Origin of the sequence: Pseudomonas fluorescens (genome assembly GCF_902498195.1) — a bacterium.
Taxonomy (GTDB): domain Bacteria; phylum Pseudomonadota; class Gammaproteobacteria; order Pseudomonadales; family Pseudomonadaceae; genus Aquipseudomonas; species Aquipseudomonas fluorescens_BU.
On record NZ_CABVIY010000002.1, the window covers coordinates 532,612 to 550,655 of the forward strand.

Here is an 18,044-nt window from a genome sequence, read left to right on the forward strand (position 1 = left end):
GCCTGGACTTCTGAAAAAGCGAGAATCTGTCGTCTCTACGCCGAGCGCATTCGCAGCGACGGCGGTGATCAACTGTGGGAGCGAGCCTGCTCGCGAAGACGGTGTGTCAGCCACCATCAACGTTTAATGTGATGACCTCTTCGCGAGCAGGCTCGCTCCCACAAGGGGGCGGGTGCTTAGCGGCCGCCCATGATCGCGATGTAGTCCTGGGTCCAGCGGCTGTACGGCACGAATTTGCCGCCTTCGGCCTGTGGGGTTTTCCAGAAGGCGATCTTGTCGAAGTTGTCGAAACCGTTGGTCTTGCAGCCTTCTGCGCCGAGCAGTTCGCTCTCTTTGCACGCCGCCGGCACTGCTGGCAGCGAACCGAACCAGGCCGCTACGTCGCCCTGGACTTTGGGTTGCAGCGACCAGTCCATCCACTTGTAAGCGCAGTTCGGGTGCTTGGCGTCGGTATGCAACATGGTGGTGTCGGCCCATCCGGTGGCGCCTTCTTTCGGGATGGTCGAGGCGATCGGCTGTTTCTCGTTCACCAGGCCGTTGACTTGATAGGGCCAGGCGCCGGAGGCGACCACACCTTCGTTCTTGAAGTCGCTCATTTGCACTGTGGTGTCGTGCCAGTAGCGGTGGATCAACGGCTGCTGGGCGCGCAACAGATCGAGTACCGCCTTGTACTGGGCTTCGGTCAGTTCGTAGGGGTTCTGGATGCCCAGTTCCGGCTTGGCGGTTTTCAGGTACAGCGCCGCGTCGGCGATGTAGATCGGGCCGTCATAGGCCTGCACGCGGCCTTTGTTCGGCTTGCCGTCCGGCAGGTTTTCGGCATTGAACAACACGCCCCAGCTGTCGGGCGCGGTCTTGAATACGTTGGTGTTGTACATCAGCACGTTCGGGCCCCACTGATACGGGGTGCCGTAGGTCTGCTTGTTGACCACGTACCACGGTGCGTCTTTCAGGCGCGGGTCGAGGTTCTTCCAGTTCGGGATCAGCGCGGTGTTGATCGGCTGCACACGCTTGCCGACGATCAGGCGCAGCGAGGCATCGCCGGACGCCGTGACCAGGTCGTAACCACCCTTGGCCATCAGGCTGACCATCTCATCGGAGGTGGCGGCGGTTTTCACATTGACCTTGCAGCCGGTTTCCTTTTCAAAGCCGGTGACCCAGTCATAAGCCTTGTCGCTTTCGCCACGTTCGATGTAGCCGGGCCACGCCACAATATCCAGCTGGCCTTCGCCGGCACCGACAGCCTTCAGTGGCTCGGCGGCCTGGACACTGGCACTGGCCAACAGCGCTGTGGTGATTGCACTGAGCAGTGCGGTCTTGTGCACGAACATGGGAATTCCCTCTTCTTCAAATTATGGTCGGGGCAGTTTCGAACGTGGTGAAGCATGCCGTCAGCGGCTTGTTATTAGCGTAGTCAGAGATGCTGTCCGTGGCGCGCCATGATGTGGCGCACCACGCTGTAGTCCTGGAGTGAGTCGCTGGACAGGTCTTTGCCGTAGCCCGAGCGCTTGAGGCCGCCATGGGGCATTTCGCTGACCAGCATGAAGTGGCTGTTGATCCAGGTGCAGCCGTACTGCAAGCGCGCGGCGACCTGCATCGCCTTGTCCAGGTTCTGGGTCCAGACCGACGACGCCAGGCCGTATTCCGAATCGTTGGCCCAGTCCACCGCCTGTTCCAGTTCAGTGAAACGGGTCACGGTCACGACTGGCCCGAACACTTCGCGCTGGACGATTTCGTCGCTCTGTTTGCAGCCGGCCAGCAACGTCGGCTGGTAGAAGAAACCCGCGCCGGAATGCACGGCGGCACCGGTCACCCGTTCAATGTGCGGCTGGCCGAGGGCACGCTCGACGAAACTGGCCACGCGGTCGCGCTGGCGGGTGCTGATCAGCGGGCCGAGTTCGTTATCGGCGTCGCGTTTGCCGGCAAATCGCAGGCTGCTGACCGCCGCGCCGAGTTCGGCCACCAGCCGGTCGTGAATCCCGGCCTGTGCATAAACCCGGCACGCCGCCGTGCAATCCTGGCCAGCGTTGTAGTAACCGTAGGTGCGCACGCCTTCGACCACGGCCTGGATGTCGGCATCGTTGCAGACGATCACCGGGGCCTTGCCGCCCAGTTCGAGGTGAGTGCGCTTGAGGGTTTTCGCCGCGGCCTGGAGGATTTTCTGCCCGGTGACGATATCGCCGGTCAACGACACCATCCGCACTTTGGGATGGCTGACCAGGTGGCTGCCGACCCCCTCACCGCCACCGCAGACAATGTTGATCACACCCGGCGGCAAGATCTCGGCCAGTGCCGGGGCGAGGGCGAGGATCGACAGCGGCGTGTGCTCCGACGGCTTGAACACCAGGGTGTTGCCGGCCGCCAGGGCCGGGGCGATTTTCCACGCGGCCATCATGATCGGGTAGTTCCACGGCGCAATCGACGCGACCACGCCAATCGGATCGCGGCGCACCATGCTGGTGTAACCCGGCAGGTATTCGCCGCTGAGCTGGCCGGTCTGGCAACGCACGGCGCCGGCGAAGAAACGGAACACGTCGACCGTGGCACTCAGGTCATCCTGGCGGGCCAGGTGCAGCGGCTTGCCGCAATTGAGGGCTTCGAGGCGGGCGAGCAGGTCGGCGTTTTTTTCGATGGCGTTGGCGATCTCCAGCAACAGGTTCGAGCGCTGTTGCGGCGTCGTGCGCGACCAGCTGGTGAAAGCGCGGTGGGCGGCGTGGATGGCGGCTTCGACTTGTTCAGTGCTGGCTTCGGCGATCTGCGTCAGCACTTCGCCGGTGGCCGGATTGAGAATCGGCTCGACAAAACCCTGGCCCGCGACCAATTCGCCATCGATCAACAACGCGGTGAACAACGGGGTCTGCGCACCAGCCATTTTTCGGGTTCTCTTTTCTTGTGTGGCTGCTTGTATAGACATAGCGGAGCTCCCTGTGACTGGGGACCGGCCGTCTTTATTAGATGCAGCAAGACTAGTGCGCGGACCCGAGGTCGACAAATACTAAATACTGAAGGTGGCGTTCGATTAAATAGATGGCTTGCGCCCGCCGTGGGGTTGCTCGCGGGCGACCGTCAGGAACGGATCCACCAGCGCCGGGCGCGCGGTGCCGCGACGCCAGGCCAGGCCGACGTCGAGGGTCTGGCTCAGGTCGGCGATGGGCCGTGCTTCGATGATGTCGCCCTCCAGGGACCAGGGGCGGTAGGTCATGTCGGGTTGTATCGACACCCCCAGTCCGGCAGCGACCAGGCTTCGCACCGCTTCGGTCGAGGCGGTGCGCAAGGTGATGCGCGGTTGCAGGGATGCCGCCGTCCACATGCGCTGGGCGTTGCGGTCCATTTCATCGACGTTCAGCTGAATCAACGGTTCGCGGGCCACGTCAGCGAGATTGATGCTGTCGTGTTCCAGCAACGGGTGCTGGGCCGGTAGCCATAACCGGTGGGGCGAGTGGGTCAGCACTTCGGTCTGCAAGGCGTGGCGGTCTTCGAGGTTGGACAGGATCAGCACGCCGACATCGATCTCGCCGCTCACCAGCAAATGCTCGATGTAAGGGCGTTCGTCCTCCATCACGCGGATTTCCACGTTGGGGTAGGCGCGCTGGAAGCGGGTGAGCAAATCCGCCAGGTAGTAACCCGCCACCAGGCTGGTCACGCCGATGATCAACTGCCCGGCCACCTGGTCAGTGCTCTGTTGCAGGCTGCGTTTGGCGTTGTCGACGGTGGCGAGGATCAGGTGCGCCTGGCGCAGGAACTGGTGGCCCTGATGAGTCAGGGTCATGCCCTTGGCGTGGCGGTTGAACAGGCCGACACCGATTTCCTGCTCCAGTTGCTGGATCGCCAGCGTCAGGGTGGACTGGGAAATGAACGCGGTTTGCGCGGCGGCGGAGATCGAGCCGGTCTCGGCCACGGCAATGAAATGACGGATCTGACGCAGGGTCATCATGGTGTGCGTACCCGGTGGGCGGTTTTTATCGATGTGCTCGAGTGTATATCTATTTTTTAGAAATCAGCGGCAAGCCACAGGTTTCAATCGGCAAGCGAAAAGCCGCCGAGCAACATCTGGAAGCACTCTTGCGGGCTGGCGTCGGGCACTTTCGATCTAGGCTGGGGGCCTTATGGTCCGGTTATATCAGTCAGTGGAGGCGGAAAATGAACACCCGTGGATTGCTCGATCAGCTACTCAAGTCCGGCCAGGATATGTTGCAGAACAAGTCGGGCGGCGCGCAGAACAAGTCTTCCAGTGGTTTGGGCGGGTTGCTCGGTGGCAACAGCGGCTCGGGCGGCCTGGGCAGTCTGCTGTCGGGCGCGGGCGGCGGCGCACTCGCGGCCGGTGCGATGGGGTTGCTGCTGGGTAGCAAGAAGGCTCGCAAAGTCGGTGGCAAGGTCGTGGTCTATGGCGGTCTCGCGGCGTTGGGCGTCCTGGCCTACAAGGCCTACGGCAACTGGCAGTCCCAGCAGGGCGGCGCGCCAAGGACCGAGCCGCAGACCCTCGACCGCTTGCCGATGGCGCAGGTCGAACAGCACAGCCAGGCGATTCTCAAGGCCCTGGTGGCGGCGGCCAAGGCCGACGGTCACATCGACGCGCGTGAACGCGAGCTGATCGAGGGCGAGTTCAGCAAGCTCGACAACGATCAGGAACTGCAGCACTGGCTGCACGCGGAGCTGAACAAGCCACTGGACCCGAGCGATGTCGCCCGCGCCGCCCGCACCCCGGAAATGGCGGCGGAGATGTACATCGCCAGCGTGATGCTGGTGGATGAGGAGAGCTTCATGGAGAAGTCCTACCTCGATGAGCTGGCGCGTCAGCTGAAGCTGGAGCCGGGGTTGAAGGCCGAGCTGGAGAAACAGGTGCGGCTGGCTTCGATGTAACCCACTGTGGGAGCGGGCTTGCTCGCGAATACGGTGTGTCAGGCGACATCAGCATTGACTGGCACACCGTATTCGCGAGCAACCCCGCTTCCACTTGACCGCCCATCCCTCAATGACCATTCCACGGTCCCTTTCTGCCAAATCACCGCTGGCACGCCTCCATCGATATCGCCGAAAGTCCCCTCCCAGAGCCAACCCCGGGTTTTTATGGACGGGATGAGACGTGGTGCGCAACCGTCTTATAAATGAGACACCGCCCTCGGCTATACTCCCCCACATTTCGAAACAACCCCGAGGACAGCCCGTGAAGAACTGGACGTTGCGCCAACGCATTTTGGCGAGTTTTGCAGTCATCATCGCCATTATGTTGCTGATGGTGGTCGTCTCGTATTCACGGCTGTTGAAGATCGAAACCAGCGAAGCCAGCGTTCGTGAGGATGCGCTGCCGGGGTTGTTTTACAGCTCGATGATTCGCGGTGCCTGGTCCGACAGTTATCTGCGGATGCAAGCCATGCTGGGCCTTGAGGAAGGGCAGGGCTTCAGCACCCGGGATGCCTCGGATTTCAGTGCGTTTGCCGCGCGGCTGCAAGAGCAGATGGAGTTCTATCGCCAGACCATCACCGACGATGAAGACCGGACCGAGTACGCCGCGTTCCAGAAGTCCCACGAGGAGTACCACCGGGTTCTGAGTGCCGTGATCGAGCTGCATAAGCGCAATCAGGATGCCGATGCCATCAAGATGTTCCACGAACAGCTGACGCCGGTCTGGACGTCGGGCCGGATGAAGCTCAACGACATCCTGCTTCATAACAAGGCCGTGGCCGACAAGGACATCGCAGCCATCGATGATGCGGTCGTCACCGCCAAAGTCATCATGGGCATTTCCCTGCTGATCGCCGTCCTGGCCGCCGGTCTCTGCGGCCTGTTGCTGATGCGCGCGATCATGGCGCCCATGAACCGCATCGTGCAGATCCTTGAAGTGATGCGCACGGGCGACCTGAGCCGTCGCCTGAACCTGGAGCGCAAGGATGAGTTCGGCGCCGTGGAGACCGGCTTCAACGACATGATGACCGAGCTGACAGCCCTGGTGTCCCAGGCCCAACGCTCATCGGTGCAGGTCACCACCTCGGTCACCGAAATTGCCGCCACCTCCAAGCAACAGCAGGCCACCGCCACCGAAACCGCCGCCACCACCACCGAAATCGGCGCCACTTCCCGGGAAATCGCCGCCACTTCCCGCGACCTGGTGCGCACCATGACCGAGGTGTCCACCGCGGCCGACCAGGCGTCGGTGGCGGCCGGTTCCGGACAGCAAGGCCTGGCACGCATGGAAGAAACCATGCACTCGGTGATGGGCGCGGCCGATCTGGTCAACGCCAAGCTGGCGATCCTCAACGAGAAGGCCGGCAACATCAATCAGGTGGTGGTGACCATCGTCAAGGTGGCCGACCAGACCAACCTGTTGTCGCTCAACGCGGCCATCGAGGCGGAGAAAGCCGGTGAATACGGTCGCGGTTTTGCCGTGGTCGCCACCGAAGTACGGCGCCTGGCGGACCAGACCGCCGTCGCCACCTACGACATCGAGCAGATGGTGCGCGAGATTCAGTCGGCGGTGTCGGCCGGTGTGATGGGCATGGACAAATTTTCCGAAGAAGTACGTCGTGGCATGTCCGAGGTGCAGCAGGTTGGCGAGCAGTTGTCGCAGATCATCCATCAGGTACAGGCCCTGGCGCCGCGGGTGTTGATGGTCAACGAGGGCATGCAGGCCCAGGCCACCGGCGCCGAGCAGATCAACCACGCGCTGGTGCAACTGGGCGATGCCAGCAGCCAGACCGTCGAGTCCCTGCGCCAGGCCAGTTTCGCCATCGACGAACTGAGCCAGGTGGCCGTCGGGCTGCGCAGCGGCGTTTCGCGATTCAAAGTCTGATGAGCGAACTCACCGCCAAGCGCACGGCCGTCAAGCAGGCGTCGCATGCGTTGTTCCTGGTGTTTCGCATCGGCTGCGAGCGCTTTGCCTTGCGGGCGACAGAGGTGGCCGAAGTGCTGCCGCGCGTACCGTTGAAGCCGATTGCCCACGCGCCGCACTGGGTGGCCGGGGTGTTCGCCTGGCGCGGCGCGGTGGTGCCGGTGATCGACCTCAGCGCGTTGACCTTTGGCACCCCTGCCCAGGCGCGCACCAGCACCCGGCTGGTGCTGGTGCATTACCGGCCGGATGAAGGCGGGCAGGCGCAATTGCTTGGACTGATCCTGGAACAGGCCACGGACACCTTGCGCGCCGATCCGGCTGATTTTCAGCCCTACGGCCTGGACAATCGCCAGGCGCCTTACCTGGGGCCGGTGCGCAAGGACGAACAAGGCCTGCTGCAATGGGTGCGCGTCGCCGATCTGCTGGATGAGCGGGTTCGCGCGGTGTTGTTTCCGTACCCGCCCCTGGACCTCTCGCTGCTTGAGGAGCGGCCATGAACAGCGATCAGCGGTTTTTCGACTTCCTCAAGGAGCGCATCGGCCTCGACGTGACCTCGGTGGGCCCGGCAATCATCGAGCGCGCGGTGCGCCAGCGCAGTGCCGCGTCCCAGGCGCAAACGGCCGATGAATACTGGCGCACCTTGCAGGGATCGAGGGATGAGCAACAGGCATTGATCGAAGCGGTGATCGTCCCGGAGACCTGGTTTTTCCGTTACCCGGAATCCTTCGCCACCCTGGCGAAACTGGCGACCCGGCGGCTGGCCGAGATCAACAACCTGCGCGCCCTGCGGATCTTGAGCCTGCCATGCTCCACCGGCGAGGAACCTTATTCGATTGCCATGGCGTTGCTGGATGCCGGTTTCAAGCCGCACCAGTTCAAGGTCGAGGGCATGGACGTCAGCCCGTTGTCGGTGGAAAAGGCCCGGCGCGCGCTGTACGGCAAGAATTCATTTCGCGGGCAGGACATCGCGTTTCGCGACCGCTATTTCAGCGCTGAAAACGACGGTTATCGCCTGAGCGGTCGGGTGCAGGAGCAAGTGCGTCTGCAGGTCGGCAACCTGCTCGATCCGGCCTTGCTCGCCAATGAGCCGCCCTATGATTTCGTGTTCTGCCGCAACCTGCTGATCTACTTCGATCTGCCGACGCAAAAACAGGTATTCGAAGTGCTCAAGCGCCTGACCCATGTCGACGGCGTGCTGTTCATCGGCCCGGCCGAAGGCAGCCTGCTGGGGCGCCTGGGCATGCGCTCGATCGGCATCGCACAGTCCTTTGCCTTCAGCCGCCAGAGTGCGACGGAGCCAGAGCCCTTGCCAGCCTTTGTGCCCACACCGTTGCCCGTGCCGCCGTCGGTGCGCAACGTCGTGCCGCCGCCGGTCACCCGACGCCCATTCGCCAGCGTTACGCGAGCGCCGCAGACCGCCAAATCCCAGGACACCGATGCCGCCACGCTGCTGGCGAACATTGCCGCACTGGCCAACGAAGGCAAAAGTGCCGAGGCCCGTGCCGCGTGCGAAAGGTACCTGCGCAGCCATGAACCGGTGGCCCAGGTGTTTTACTGGCTGGGGCTGCTCAGCGATGTCGCCGGCAGTGTCCTTGAGGCCCAGGGGTATTATCGCAAGGCGTTGTACCTCGAACCGCAACATCCCGACGCGTTGATGCACCTGGCTGCCTTGTTGCAATCCCAGGGCGACACGGCGGGAGCCAGACGATTGCAGGACCGCGCCGCCCGCAGCGAGCGCGCCGCCGACAGTGAGCGTAAACGATGATGGCCGCCGACTCCTTTAGCGTCACCCGTGAAGATGCCCAGGCCATCGACGATTGCTGGAACCGCATCGGTATCCATGGCGACAAGTCCTGCCCGCTGCTGATCGAGCACATCCATTGCCGCAATTGCGCCGTGTATTCGGCTGCCGCGACGCGCTTGCTGGATCGTTACGCCCTGCAGCAGGAAGATCGCGCACCCCTTTCAAGCACCGCCGAGATCGAGGTGAAAACCCGCTCGCTGCTGATGTTCCGCCTCGGCGAAGAATGGCTGGGCCTGGCCACCCGCAGCCTGGTGGAAGTGGCGCCGCAACAGGCCATTCACTCGCTGCCGCACCAGCGCTCCCGGGCCTTGCTCGGGGTGGCGAACGTGCGTGGCGCGCTGGTGGCGTGCCTGTCGCTGGTCGAGTTGTTGGGGCTCGATGGCGTCAGCAGCGTGGCGTCCGGCGCGCGGGTTATGCCGCGCATGCTGATCATCGCGGCCCATGGCGGGCCGATCGTGGTGCCGGTGGATGAAGTCGATGGCATTCACGCCATCGACGAGCGCATCCTCGACGCGGCCTCGCGCTCCGGGACCCAGGCCAATGCCAGGTACACCCGCGGCGTGCTGCCATTCAAAGGTCGCAGCCTGCGTTGGCTGGATGAAGAACAGCTGTTGTCCGCCGTGACCCGGAGCCTTTCATGACCCCCGAGCAAATGCGCGACGCCTCTTTGCTGGAGCTGTTCAGCCTGGAAGCCGAAGCCCAGACCCAGGTGCTGAGCGCAGGCCTGTTGGCACTGGAGCGCGATCCGACCCAGGCCGATCACCTCGAATCGTGCATGCGCGCGGCGCACTCGCTCAAGGGCGCGGCGCGGATCGTCGGGGTCGATGCCGGGGTCAGCGTGGCCCACGTCATGGAGGATTGCCTGGTCAGTGCCCAGGAAGGGCGACTGTACCTGCGCCCCGAACACATCGATGCCTTGCTGCAAGGCACTGATCTGCTGATGCGCATCGCCACGCCGGGCAGTGCGCCGGGGCCTGCGGACATCGAGGCCTATGTCGTGTTGATGGCGCGCCTGCTCGATCCGGCCGCCGTGGCGATACCTGCCACACCGGTGATGGCGGAACTGCAACTCGAGGCGCCCGCACCCAAGGTCGAAGCGCTGCCGACGGAATCGGTGATGGCGCCGAAAAAGACCAGGCGCACCACCGAAAATGGCGAGCGCGTGTTGCGGGTCACCGCCGAGCGCCTGAACAGCCTGCTCGACCTGTCGAGCAAGTCCCTGGTGGAAACCCTGCGCCTCAAGCCGCACCTGGCCACCTTGCAGCGTCTCAAGCGCATTCAGAACAACAGCCTGCGGGCGCTGGAAAACCTCAACGTCCATCTCAAGGAACATGCCCTGAGCCTCGAAGCCCAGGAAGCCCTCGATGACGCGCGCCGGTTGCTGGCGGAATCCCAGCAAATGCTGGCCGAGAAAAACGCCGAACTGGACGAGTTCGCCTGGCAAGCCAGTCAGCGTGCCCAGGTGTTGTACGACACCGCCCTGGCCTGTCGCATGCGGCCGTTCGCCGATGTGTTGACCGGCCAGGTGCGGATGGTCCGTGACCTGGGCCGCAGCCTCGGTAAACAGGTGCGACTGGAAATCGAGGGCGAGAAAACCCAGGTCGACCGCGATGTCCTGGAAAAACTCGAAGCGCCCTTGACTCATTTGCTGCGCAATGCGGTCGATCACGGCATCGAGACCCCCGAGCAACGGCGGTTGGCCGGCAAGCCGGAGGAAGGGCTGATTCGCTTGCGCGCCTCCCATCAGGCCGGATTGCTGGTGCTGGAGCTTAGTGATGACGGCAATGGCGTCGATCTGGAGAAGGTCCGGCGCAGTATCGTCGAACGCCAATTGTCCCCGGCCGACACCGCTGCGCAGTTGAGCGAAGAAGAGTTGCTGACGTTCCTGTTCCTGCCGGGTTTCAGCCTGCGCGAGACCGTCACCGAAGTGTCGGGGCGCGGGGTCGGCCTGGACGCGGTGCAGCACATGGTCCGCCAGTTGCGTGGCGCGGTGGTGCTGGAGCAGACGGCGGGCGAGGGCAGTCGCTTCCACCTCGAAGTGCCGCTGACCCTGTCGGTGGTGCGCAGCCTGGTGGTGGAAGTCGGCGGCGAGGCCTATGCCTTTCCGCTGGCCCACATCGAGCGCATGTGCGACCTGGAACCGGCGGACATCGTCCAGGTCGAGGGGCGCCAGCATTTCTGGCATGAAGGCCGGCATGTCGGCCTGGTCGCCGCCACCCAGTTGCTACAACGCCCGGCGAGCCAGGGCAGCCAGCAAACCCTGAAAGTGGTGGTGATCCGCGAGCGCGATACGATTTATGGTGTGGCGGTCGAGCGCTTCATCGGTGAGCGAACCCTGGTGGTGCTGCCGCTGGATGAGCGCCTGGGCAAGGTGCAGGACATTTCCGCCGGGGCCTTGCTCGACGACGGCTCGGTGGTGTTGATCGTCGACGTCGAAGACATGCTGCGTTCGGTGGACAAGCTGCTCAACACCGGTCGCCTGGAGCGCATTGCGCGGCAAAACAGTCAGGCCGTCGAGGCGGCCCGCAAGCGAATCCTGGTGGTCGACGACTCCCTGACCGTGCGCGAACTGCAACGCAAGCTGTTGCTCAACCGCGGCTACGACGTGGCGGTGGCGGTCGACGGCATGGATGGCTGGAACGCCCTGCGCTCGGAGGATTTCGACTTGCTGATCACCGACATCGACATGCCGCGCATGGACGGCATCGAACTGGTGTCGTTGTTGCGCCGGGACAACCGCCTGCAATCGCTGCCGGTGATGGTGGTGTCCTACAAGGATCGCGAAGAGGACCGTCGTCGTGGACTGGACGCCGGAGCCGACTATTATCTAGCCAAGGCCAGTTTTCATGACGACGCCTTGCTTGATGCAGTGGTTGAGCTCATAGGAGGAGCGCGGGCATGAAAATCGCAATCGTCAACGACATGCCCATGGCGGTGGAGGCCTTGCGCCGGGCGCTGGCCTATGAGCCGGCGCACCAGGTGGTCTGGGTGGCCACCAACGGCAAGGAAGCGGTGCAAAAGTGTGCCGAACAGACGCCTGACCTGATCCTGATGGACCTGATCATGCCGGTCATGGACGGGGTCGAAGCCACCCGCCGGATCATGGCCGAAACCCCCTGCGCCATCGTCATCGTCACCGTGGATCGCCAGCAGAACGTGCACCGGGTGTTCGAAGCCATGGGCCACGGCGCCCTGGACGTGGTCGACACCCCGGCCCTCGGTGCCGGCAATGCCCAGGAAGCGGCCGCTCCGTTGCTGCGCAAAATCATGAACATCGGCTGGCTGATCGGCGACAAGGGCCATCGCGAGCGCCCGGTCCCCGGTCCGCTGCGCAGTTCGGGTTCGCGCCAGAGCCTGATCGCCATCGGTTCGTCCGCTGGCGGGCCGGCGGCGCTGGAAATCCTGCTCAAGGGATTGCCCCGGGATTTTTCACCGGCCATTGTGCTGGTGCAGCATGTCGACCAGGTGTTCGCCGCCGGCATGGCCGAATGGCTGGGCAGCGCCAGCGGCCTGAACGTGCGCCTGGCCCAGGAAGGCGAGCCGCCGCAAAGCGGCACGGTGTTGCTGGCCGGCACCAATCACCACATCCGCTTGTTGAAAAACGGCACGCTGGCGTACACCGCCGAGCCGGTCAACGAAATCTATCGACCGTCGATCGACGTGTTTTTCGAGAGCGTGGCCAGTCACTGGAACGGTGATGCGGTCGGCGTTTTGCTCACCGGCATGGGGCGTGATGGCGCGCAGGGGCTTAAACTCATGCGCCAGCAGGGCTACCTGACCATCGCCCAAGACCAAAACAGCAGTGCGGTGTACGGCATGCCGAAAGCGGCCGCGGCCATCGACGCCGCCGTGGAAATACGCCCGCTGGAAAAGATAGCGCCACGATTGCTGGAGGTTTTCCCAAAATGACCACCGTTAGCAGCCATCCTGGCCCAGGCAGTTCTCAGGTGAACGCACATGAATGAATTACAGCTCGACGACTTCAAGACTGACGAAAATGCCGCCATGGTGTTGTTGGTGGACGATCAGGCGATGATCGGCGAGGCCGTTCGACGCGGGTTGTCGAACGAAGAAAACATCGACTTCCATTTTTGCGCCGATCCGCACCAGGCCATTGCCCATGCGGTGCGCATCAAGCCGACGGTGATCCTGCAAGACCTGGTCATGCCGGGCCTCGACGGCCTGAGCCTGGTGCGCGAGTACCGCAACCACCCGGCGACCAAGGACATTCCGATCATCGTCCTGTCGACCAAGGAAGACCCGCTGATCAAGAGCGCGGCGTTCGCGGCCGGGGCCAACGATTACCTGGTGAAACTGCCGGACAACATCGAGCTGGTGGCGCGCATTCGCTATCACTCGCGCTCCTACATGACGCTGTTGCAGCGGGATGCGGCCTACCGCGCCTTGCGGGTCAGCCAGCAGCAACTGCTCGACACCAACCTGGTGCTGCAACGCCTGATGAACTCCGACGGCCTGACCGGGCTGTCCAACCGCCGGCATTTCGACGAGTACATGGAGCTGGAATGGCGACGCTCGCTGCGTGAGCAAAGCCAGTTGTCGTTGCTGATGATCGATGTGGATTACTTCAAGACCTACAACGACACCTTCGGCCACCTGGAAGGCGACGAAGCCCTGCGCAAGGTGGCGGCGGCGATCCGTGACGCCAGCGCCCGGCCTTCCGACCTGCCGGCGCGTTATGGCGGTGAAGAGTTCGCCCTGGTATTGCCCAACACCTCCCAGGGCGGTGCACGGCTGGTGGCGGAAAAACTGCGCATGACCGTGGAAGCCCTGAAGATCCCCCACATTTCGCCCACCGAAGGCTCGAGCCTGACCATCAGCATTGGCCTGGCGACCATCACCCCGACTGCCGGCAGCAATTGCCGGGAGTTGATCTCGGCGGCGGACAAGGGCTTGTACCTGGCCAAGCACAACGGGCGTAATCAGGTGGGGATCGGGTAAACGACGCGTCACCCTGTGGGAGCGGGCTTGCTCGCGAAAGCGGGGTGTCAGTCGACACACTTTTGAATGGCGCACCGCTTTCGCGAGCAAGCCCGCTCCCACAGTTGCTCTCCACCGATGCAAAGTCCGTGTGCGAACACCGCCTTTTCGGCCAGGCGGACTGCCGTTTCCGGCCGTTTGCCGTTATACTCGCCGGCTTTCAAAAGTTCGCCAACGAGTGCTGCCCGCCATGGAAATCAACCCGATCCTGAACACCATCAAGGACCTGTCCGAGCGCTCCGAAACTATTCGGGGGTATCTTTGACTACGATCAAAAGCATGAGCGTCTGACCGAAGTCAATCGCGAGCTTGAAGATCCGAGTGTCTGGAACAAGCCTGAATACGCCCAGGAACTGGGCCGCGAGCGCTCTGCGCTGGCACAGATCGTCGAGACCCTGGACGAATTGAACAGTGGTCTGGCCGACTGCCGCGACCTGCTGGACATGGCCGTGGAAGAGAACGACGAAGGCGCAGTGGGCGATGTCGTCGCCGAGCTGGCCCGTCTCGAGGCCAACCTGGCCAAGCTGGAATTCCGTCGCATGTTCAGCCATGAAATGGACCCGAACAACGCCTACCTGGACATCCAGGCCGGCTCCGGCGGCACCGAGGCCCAGGACTGGGCCAACATCCTGCTGCGCATGTACCTGCGCTGGGCTGACAAACGCGGTTTCGAAGCGACCATCATGGAGCTGTCGGCCGGTGAAGTCGCCGGGATCAAGGGCGCCACCGTGCACATCAAGGGCGAATACGCCTTTGGCTGGCTGCGGACCGAGATCGGCGTGCACCGCCTGGTGCGCAAGAGCCCGTTCGACTCCGGCAACCGCCGCCACACGTCATTCTCCGCTGTGTTCGTCTCGCCAGAGATTGATGACAAGGTGGAAATCGAGATCAACCCGGCGGACCTGCGGATCGACACGTATCGTTCCTCCGGTGCCGGTGGTCAGCACGTCAACACCACCGACTCGGCCGTACGTATCACCCACGTACCGACCAACACCGTGGTCAGCTGCCAGAACGAACGTTCCCAGCACGCCAACAAGGACACCGCCATGAAAATGCTGCGGGCCAAGTTGTACGAGCAGGAAATGCAGAAGCGCAACGCCGCTTCCCAGGCCCTGGAAGACACCAAGTCGGACATCGGCTGGGGTCACCAGATCCGTTCGTACGTGCTCGATGCGTCGCGGATCAAGGATCTGCGCACCAACATCGAACGCAGCGACTGCGACAAGGTGCTCGACGGCGACATCGACGAATACCTGGAAGCCAGCCTGAAGTCCGGGCTGTAAATGATGCAACACCGGATCGCCCGTAACTCCGCGATCCCTGTAGGAGCCAGCCCGCTGGCGATCCCCGGCCGCAGGCCGGGGGCAACGAACCCGTGATGGAATATTTAAAGACATGAGCGACCTAGAACTCGATCCGCAAGCCCTGCAACAGGAAGAAAACTCCCTGATCGCCCTGCGCAAGGAAAAGCTTGCTGCCGAGCGCGCCAAGGGCAACGCCTTCCCGAACGACTTCCGCCGCGAAAACTACTGCGATGCACTGCAGAAACAGTACGCGGACAAGACCAAGGAAGAGCTGGCAGAGGCTGCAATTCCGGTCAAGGTTGCCGGTCGCATCATGCTCAACCGTGGCTCGTTCATGGTGATCCAGGACATGACCGGTCGCATCCAGGTCTACGTCAACCGCAAGACCCTGTCCGAAGAAACCCTGGCCGCGGTGAAAACCTGGGACATGGGCGACATCATTGCCGCCGAAGGCACCCTGGCCCGTTCCGGCAAGGGCGACCTGTACGTTGAAATGACCAACGTGCGCCTGCTGACCAAATCCCTGCGCCCGCTGCCGGACAAGCACCACGGCCTGACCGACACCGAGCAGCGCTACCGCCAGCGCTACGTTGACCTGATCGTCAACGAAGACGTGCGCCAGACCTTCCGCGTGCGTTCGCAAGTCATCGCCCACATCCGCAGCTTCCTGATGAAGCGTGACTTCCTGGAAGTGGAAACGCCGATGCTGCAAACCATTCCGGGTGGCGCGGCCGCCAAGCCGTTCGAAACCCACCACAATGCGCTGGACATGGAAATGTTCCTGCGTATCGCGCCGGAGCTGTACCTCAAGCGCCTGGTGGTCGGTGGCTTCGAGAAAGTGTTCGAGATCAACCGCAACTTCCGTAACGAAGGCGTTTCGACCCGTCACAACCCTGAATTCACCATGTTGGAGTTCTACCAGGCCTACGCCGACTACGAAGACAACATGGACCTGACCGAAGAGCTGTTCCGTGAACTGGCGCAGCTGGTACTGGGCAGCACCGACGTGCCTTACGGCGACAAGGTGTTCCACTTCGGCGAGCCGTTCGTGCGCCTGTCGGTGTTCGACTCGATCCTCAAGTACAACCCCGAGCTGACCGCCGATGACCTGAACGACATCGACAAGGCCCGTGACATCGCCAAGAAGGCCGGCGCCAAGGTGCTGGGCTTCGAAGGCCTGGGCAAGCTGCAAGTGATGATTTTCGAAGAACTGGTCGAGCACAAGCTGGAGCAGCCGCACTTCATCACCCAGTACCCGTTCGAAGTGTCGCCGCTGGCCCGTCGCAACGACGACAACCCGAACGTCACCGACCGTTTCGAACTGTTCATCGGTGGTCGTGAAATCGCCAACGCCTACTCCGAGCTGAACGACGCGGAAGACCAGGCCGAGCGCTTCATGGCGCAGGTGGCCGACAAGGACGCCGGCGACGACGAAGCCATGCACTATGACGCCGACTTCGTCCGCGCGCTGGAGTACGGCATGCCGCCAACGGCGGGTGAAGGCATCGGCATCGACCGCCTGGTGATGTTGCTGACCAACTCACCGTCGATCCGCGACGTGATCCTGTTCCCGCACATGCGACCGCAAGCTTAAGTGTTCCAATAAAAAAACCGCCTGAATTGGCGGTTTTTTATTGCCTGTCTGGTACAAACGTATCAAATAGTTACTTTTGAAGTAGAGAGAGGAGTTCCTGTCGTGAACCGTGCAATGGCTCAAGAAGGTGCAGCGGGTATCGCCACTGCGGTCGCTGAAAGTGTTCAGTACCAGGGTCGCAAGGCCAGCCGGCAGGGCAGTGAGCAGCGTCGCCAGGACATTCTCGATGCCGCGATGCGCATTGTCGTGCGCGAGGGTGTGCGCGCGGTGCGCCACCGGGCAGTGGCCGCCGAGGCCAATGTGCCGCTATCGGCGACCACCTACTACTTCAAGGATATTGATGACCTGCTCACCGATACCTTCGCTCAATACGTGGAGCGCAGCGCGGCCTACATGGCCAAGCTGTGGGATAACAACCAGGGCCTGCTGCGGGACATGATCGCCAGCGGCGACGGCAGTCCCGAGGCGCGCTCGCACCTGGCGGACGAAATTGCGCGGCTGATGGCCGACTATGTCCACCGGCAACTGGTTACCCGTCGCGAGCACCTGATGGCCGAGCAGGCGTTCCGCCAGGAAGCGCTGCTGAACCCGCGCCTCGCCGAGTTGGTGCGCTCGCATCAGCAAATCCTTTTGCAGGGCTCCTGCCAGCTTTTCCAGGTATTGGGTTCGCGCGAGCCGCAACAGGATGCCAAAGTGTTGACGGCTATAATCGGACGGATGGAATATCAGGGCCTGCTCAACGACGCCGAGCCAATCGCCGAAGCGGAAATGCTCGGCATACTTACGCGTTATATGCATTTGGTGCTGGCTTCGGTATAACGCGATCCCTGTAGGAGCTGCCGCAGGCTGCGATCTTTTGATCTTGTTTTAAAGAATCAAAGTCAAAAGATCGCAGCCTGCGGCAGCTCCTACAAAGGCGGTGTCATCCTCAAGGGAGTGTTGAATGAAAGCCTGGCGTGTCGTAGTGATCGCCTTGTCGTGCCTGCTGCTCAGTGGCTGCCTGGTGACCTTCAAGGCGCCGCTGTCCACCAGCGAGCCCGCGCCCAAAGGGCTGCTCGGCAAATGGACCAGCACCAACGCCTGGGGTGAGCCGCTCAACCTGGAACTGACGCGGGTCGGCGACAATCGCTATCAGGCCGTCAGCTATTTCAGGGACAAGCCCAGGGAGCGCGAAGCCTATCCCTTCACGGTGTCGCGCCACGGCAACCGCTGGTACCTGTCGGCGAAAGTGCCGGCCCAGTTCGGCGGCCATTTCACCATTGCCGGCTTCGAACTCACCGACCAGCGTGAGCTGGTGGTGTACAACCTCGACCTCGAGCAAATCAAGCAGGCGCTGGGGCAGAAAGCCCTCAGTGGCGAAGGCTTCCAGACCGACGACGGCGAAGGCGTGTTGATCGACAGCAACATGGACCAGGTGTCCGCCTACCTCGACGATCCCGCCAACTCCGATGTCTTCGTCGAAGCGGTTCGCTACCAGCGCCAGGCCAAAGCCCAATAATCAACAGGTTTCAACAGGAG

Annotated in this window: 15 protein-coding genes; 12 read left to right on the forward strand and 3 right to left on the reverse strand. The window is 62.7% G+C overall.

Going from position 1 to position 18,044, the window contains the following annotated elements; all coding sequences use genetic code 11:
- Positions 1-176 precede the first annotated feature (176 nt).
- The 3 genes from ydcS to F8N66_RS07850 all read right to left on the reverse strand — a co-directional run bounded on the left by ydcS (position 177) and on the right by F8N66_RS07850 (position 3,931).
- Entirely contained in the window at positions 177-1,328 is a 1,152-nt protein-coding gene (ydcS, locus tag F8N66_RS07840) for a putative ABC transporter substrate-binding protein YdcS (RefSeq protein WP_150769641.1), read from the reverse strand.
- 83 nt (positions 1,329-1,411) lie between these two features.
- On the reverse strand, positions 1,412-2,869 hold the full coding sequence (locus F8N66_RS07845) for a gamma-aminobutyraldehyde dehydrogenase (RefSeq protein WP_224790451.1): 1,458 nt from the start codon (positions 2,867-2,869) through the stop codon (positions 1,412-1,414).
- Positions 2,870-3,016: 147 nt separating this feature from the next.
- Positions 3,017-3,931 carry a LysR family transcriptional regulator gene (locus F8N66_RS07850; RefSeq protein WP_008151654.1) on the reverse strand — a complete coding sequence of 305 codons (915 nt, stop codon included), beginning with the start codon at positions 3,929-3,931 and terminating at the stop codon, positions 3,017-3,019.
- 206 nt (positions 3,932-4,137) lie between these two features.
- Here F8N66_RS07850 and F8N66_RS07855 point away from each other — a divergent pair, with 206 nt between their 5' ends.
- From F8N66_RS07855 to F8N66_RS07915, 12 genes are all read left to right on the forward strand, one after another.
- On the forward strand, positions 4,138-4,857 hold the full coding sequence (locus F8N66_RS07855) for a tellurite resistance TerB family protein (protein ID WP_150769643.1): 720 nt from the start codon (positions 4,138-4,140) through the stop codon (positions 4,855-4,857).
- Positions 4,858-5,161: 304 nt separating this feature from the next.
- A complete protein-coding gene (locus tag F8N66_RS07860; RefSeq protein ID WP_150769644.1) occupies positions 5,162-6,784 on the forward strand; it encodes a methyl-accepting chemotaxis protein in 1,623 nt (540 codons plus the stop codon).
- Complete coding sequence (locus F8N66_RS07865) at positions 6,784-7,320, forward strand: chemotaxis protein CheW (RefSeq protein WP_150769645.1); 537 nt, start codon at positions 6,784-6,786, stop codon at positions 7,318-7,320. The genes F8N66_RS07860 and F8N66_RS07865 overlap by 1 nt, the downstream gene beginning before the upstream one ends.
- Positions 7,317-8,588: a CheR family methyltransferase gene (locus F8N66_RS07870; protein WP_150769646.1), complete on the forward strand. Its 1,272-nt coding sequence runs from the start codon at positions 7,317-7,319 to the stop codon at positions 8,586-8,588. Before F8N66_RS07865 ends, F8N66_RS07870 begins: the two co-directional genes overlap by 4 nt.
- Positions 8,585-9,268 carry a chemotaxis protein CheW gene (locus F8N66_RS07875; RefSeq protein WP_150769647.1) on the forward strand — a complete coding sequence of 228 codons (684 nt, stop codon included), beginning with the start codon at positions 8,585-8,587 and terminating at the stop codon, positions 9,266-9,268. Before F8N66_RS07870 ends, F8N66_RS07875 begins: the two co-directional genes overlap by 4 nt.
- A complete protein-coding gene (locus F8N66_RS07880; protein WP_150769648.1) occupies positions 9,265-11,529 on the forward strand; it encodes a hybrid sensor histidine kinase/response regulator in 2,265 nt (754 codons plus the stop codon). Before F8N66_RS07875 ends, F8N66_RS07880 begins: the two co-directional genes overlap by 4 nt.
- Positions 11,526-12,536, forward strand: a complete 1,011-nt coding sequence (locus tag F8N66_RS07885; RefSeq protein ID WP_150769649.1) for a chemotaxis response regulator protein-glutamate methylesterase — start codon at positions 11,526-11,528, stop codon at positions 12,534-12,536. Before F8N66_RS07880 ends, F8N66_RS07885 begins: the two co-directional genes overlap by 4 nt.
- 48 nt (positions 12,537-12,584) lie before the next feature.
- Positions 12,585-13,586 carry a response regulator gene (locus F8N66_RS07890; protein ID WP_150769650.1) on the forward strand — a complete coding sequence of 334 codons (1,002 nt, stop codon included), beginning with the start codon at positions 12,585-12,587 and terminating at the stop codon, positions 13,584-13,586.
- Positions 13,587-13,815: 229 nt separating this feature from the next.
- Positions 13,816-14,911, forward strand: a protein-coding gene (gene prfB / locus F8N66_RS07900; protein WP_150769652.1) for a peptide chain release factor 2 whose coding sequence is annotated in 2 segments (ribosomal slippage) — positions 13,816-13,887 and positions 13,889-14,911 — 1,095 coding nt in all. Because the reading frame shifts where the segments join, the coding sequence is not laid out codon by codon here.
- Between the two features lie 112 nt (positions 14,912-15,023).
- The gene (gene lysS / locus F8N66_RS07905; RefSeq protein ID WP_150769653.1) at positions 15,024-16,526 is read left to right on the forward strand and encodes a lysine--tRNA ligase; all 1,503 of its coding nucleotides are present in this window, start codon (positions 15,024-15,026) and stop codon (positions 16,524-16,526) included.
- Between the two features lie 102 nt (positions 16,527-16,628).
- A complete protein-coding gene (locus F8N66_RS07910) occupies positions 16,629-17,345 on the forward strand; it encodes a TetR/AcrR family transcriptional regulator (RefSeq protein WP_191622935.1) in 717 nt (238 codons plus the stop codon).
- A gap of 124 nt (positions 17,346-17,469) precedes the next feature.
- On the forward strand, positions 17,470-18,024 hold the full coding sequence (locus F8N66_RS07915; protein WP_150769654.1) for a hypothetical protein: 555 nt from the start codon (positions 17,470-17,472) through the stop codon (positions 18,022-18,024).
- Positions 18,025-18,044: the final 20 nt, after the last annotated feature.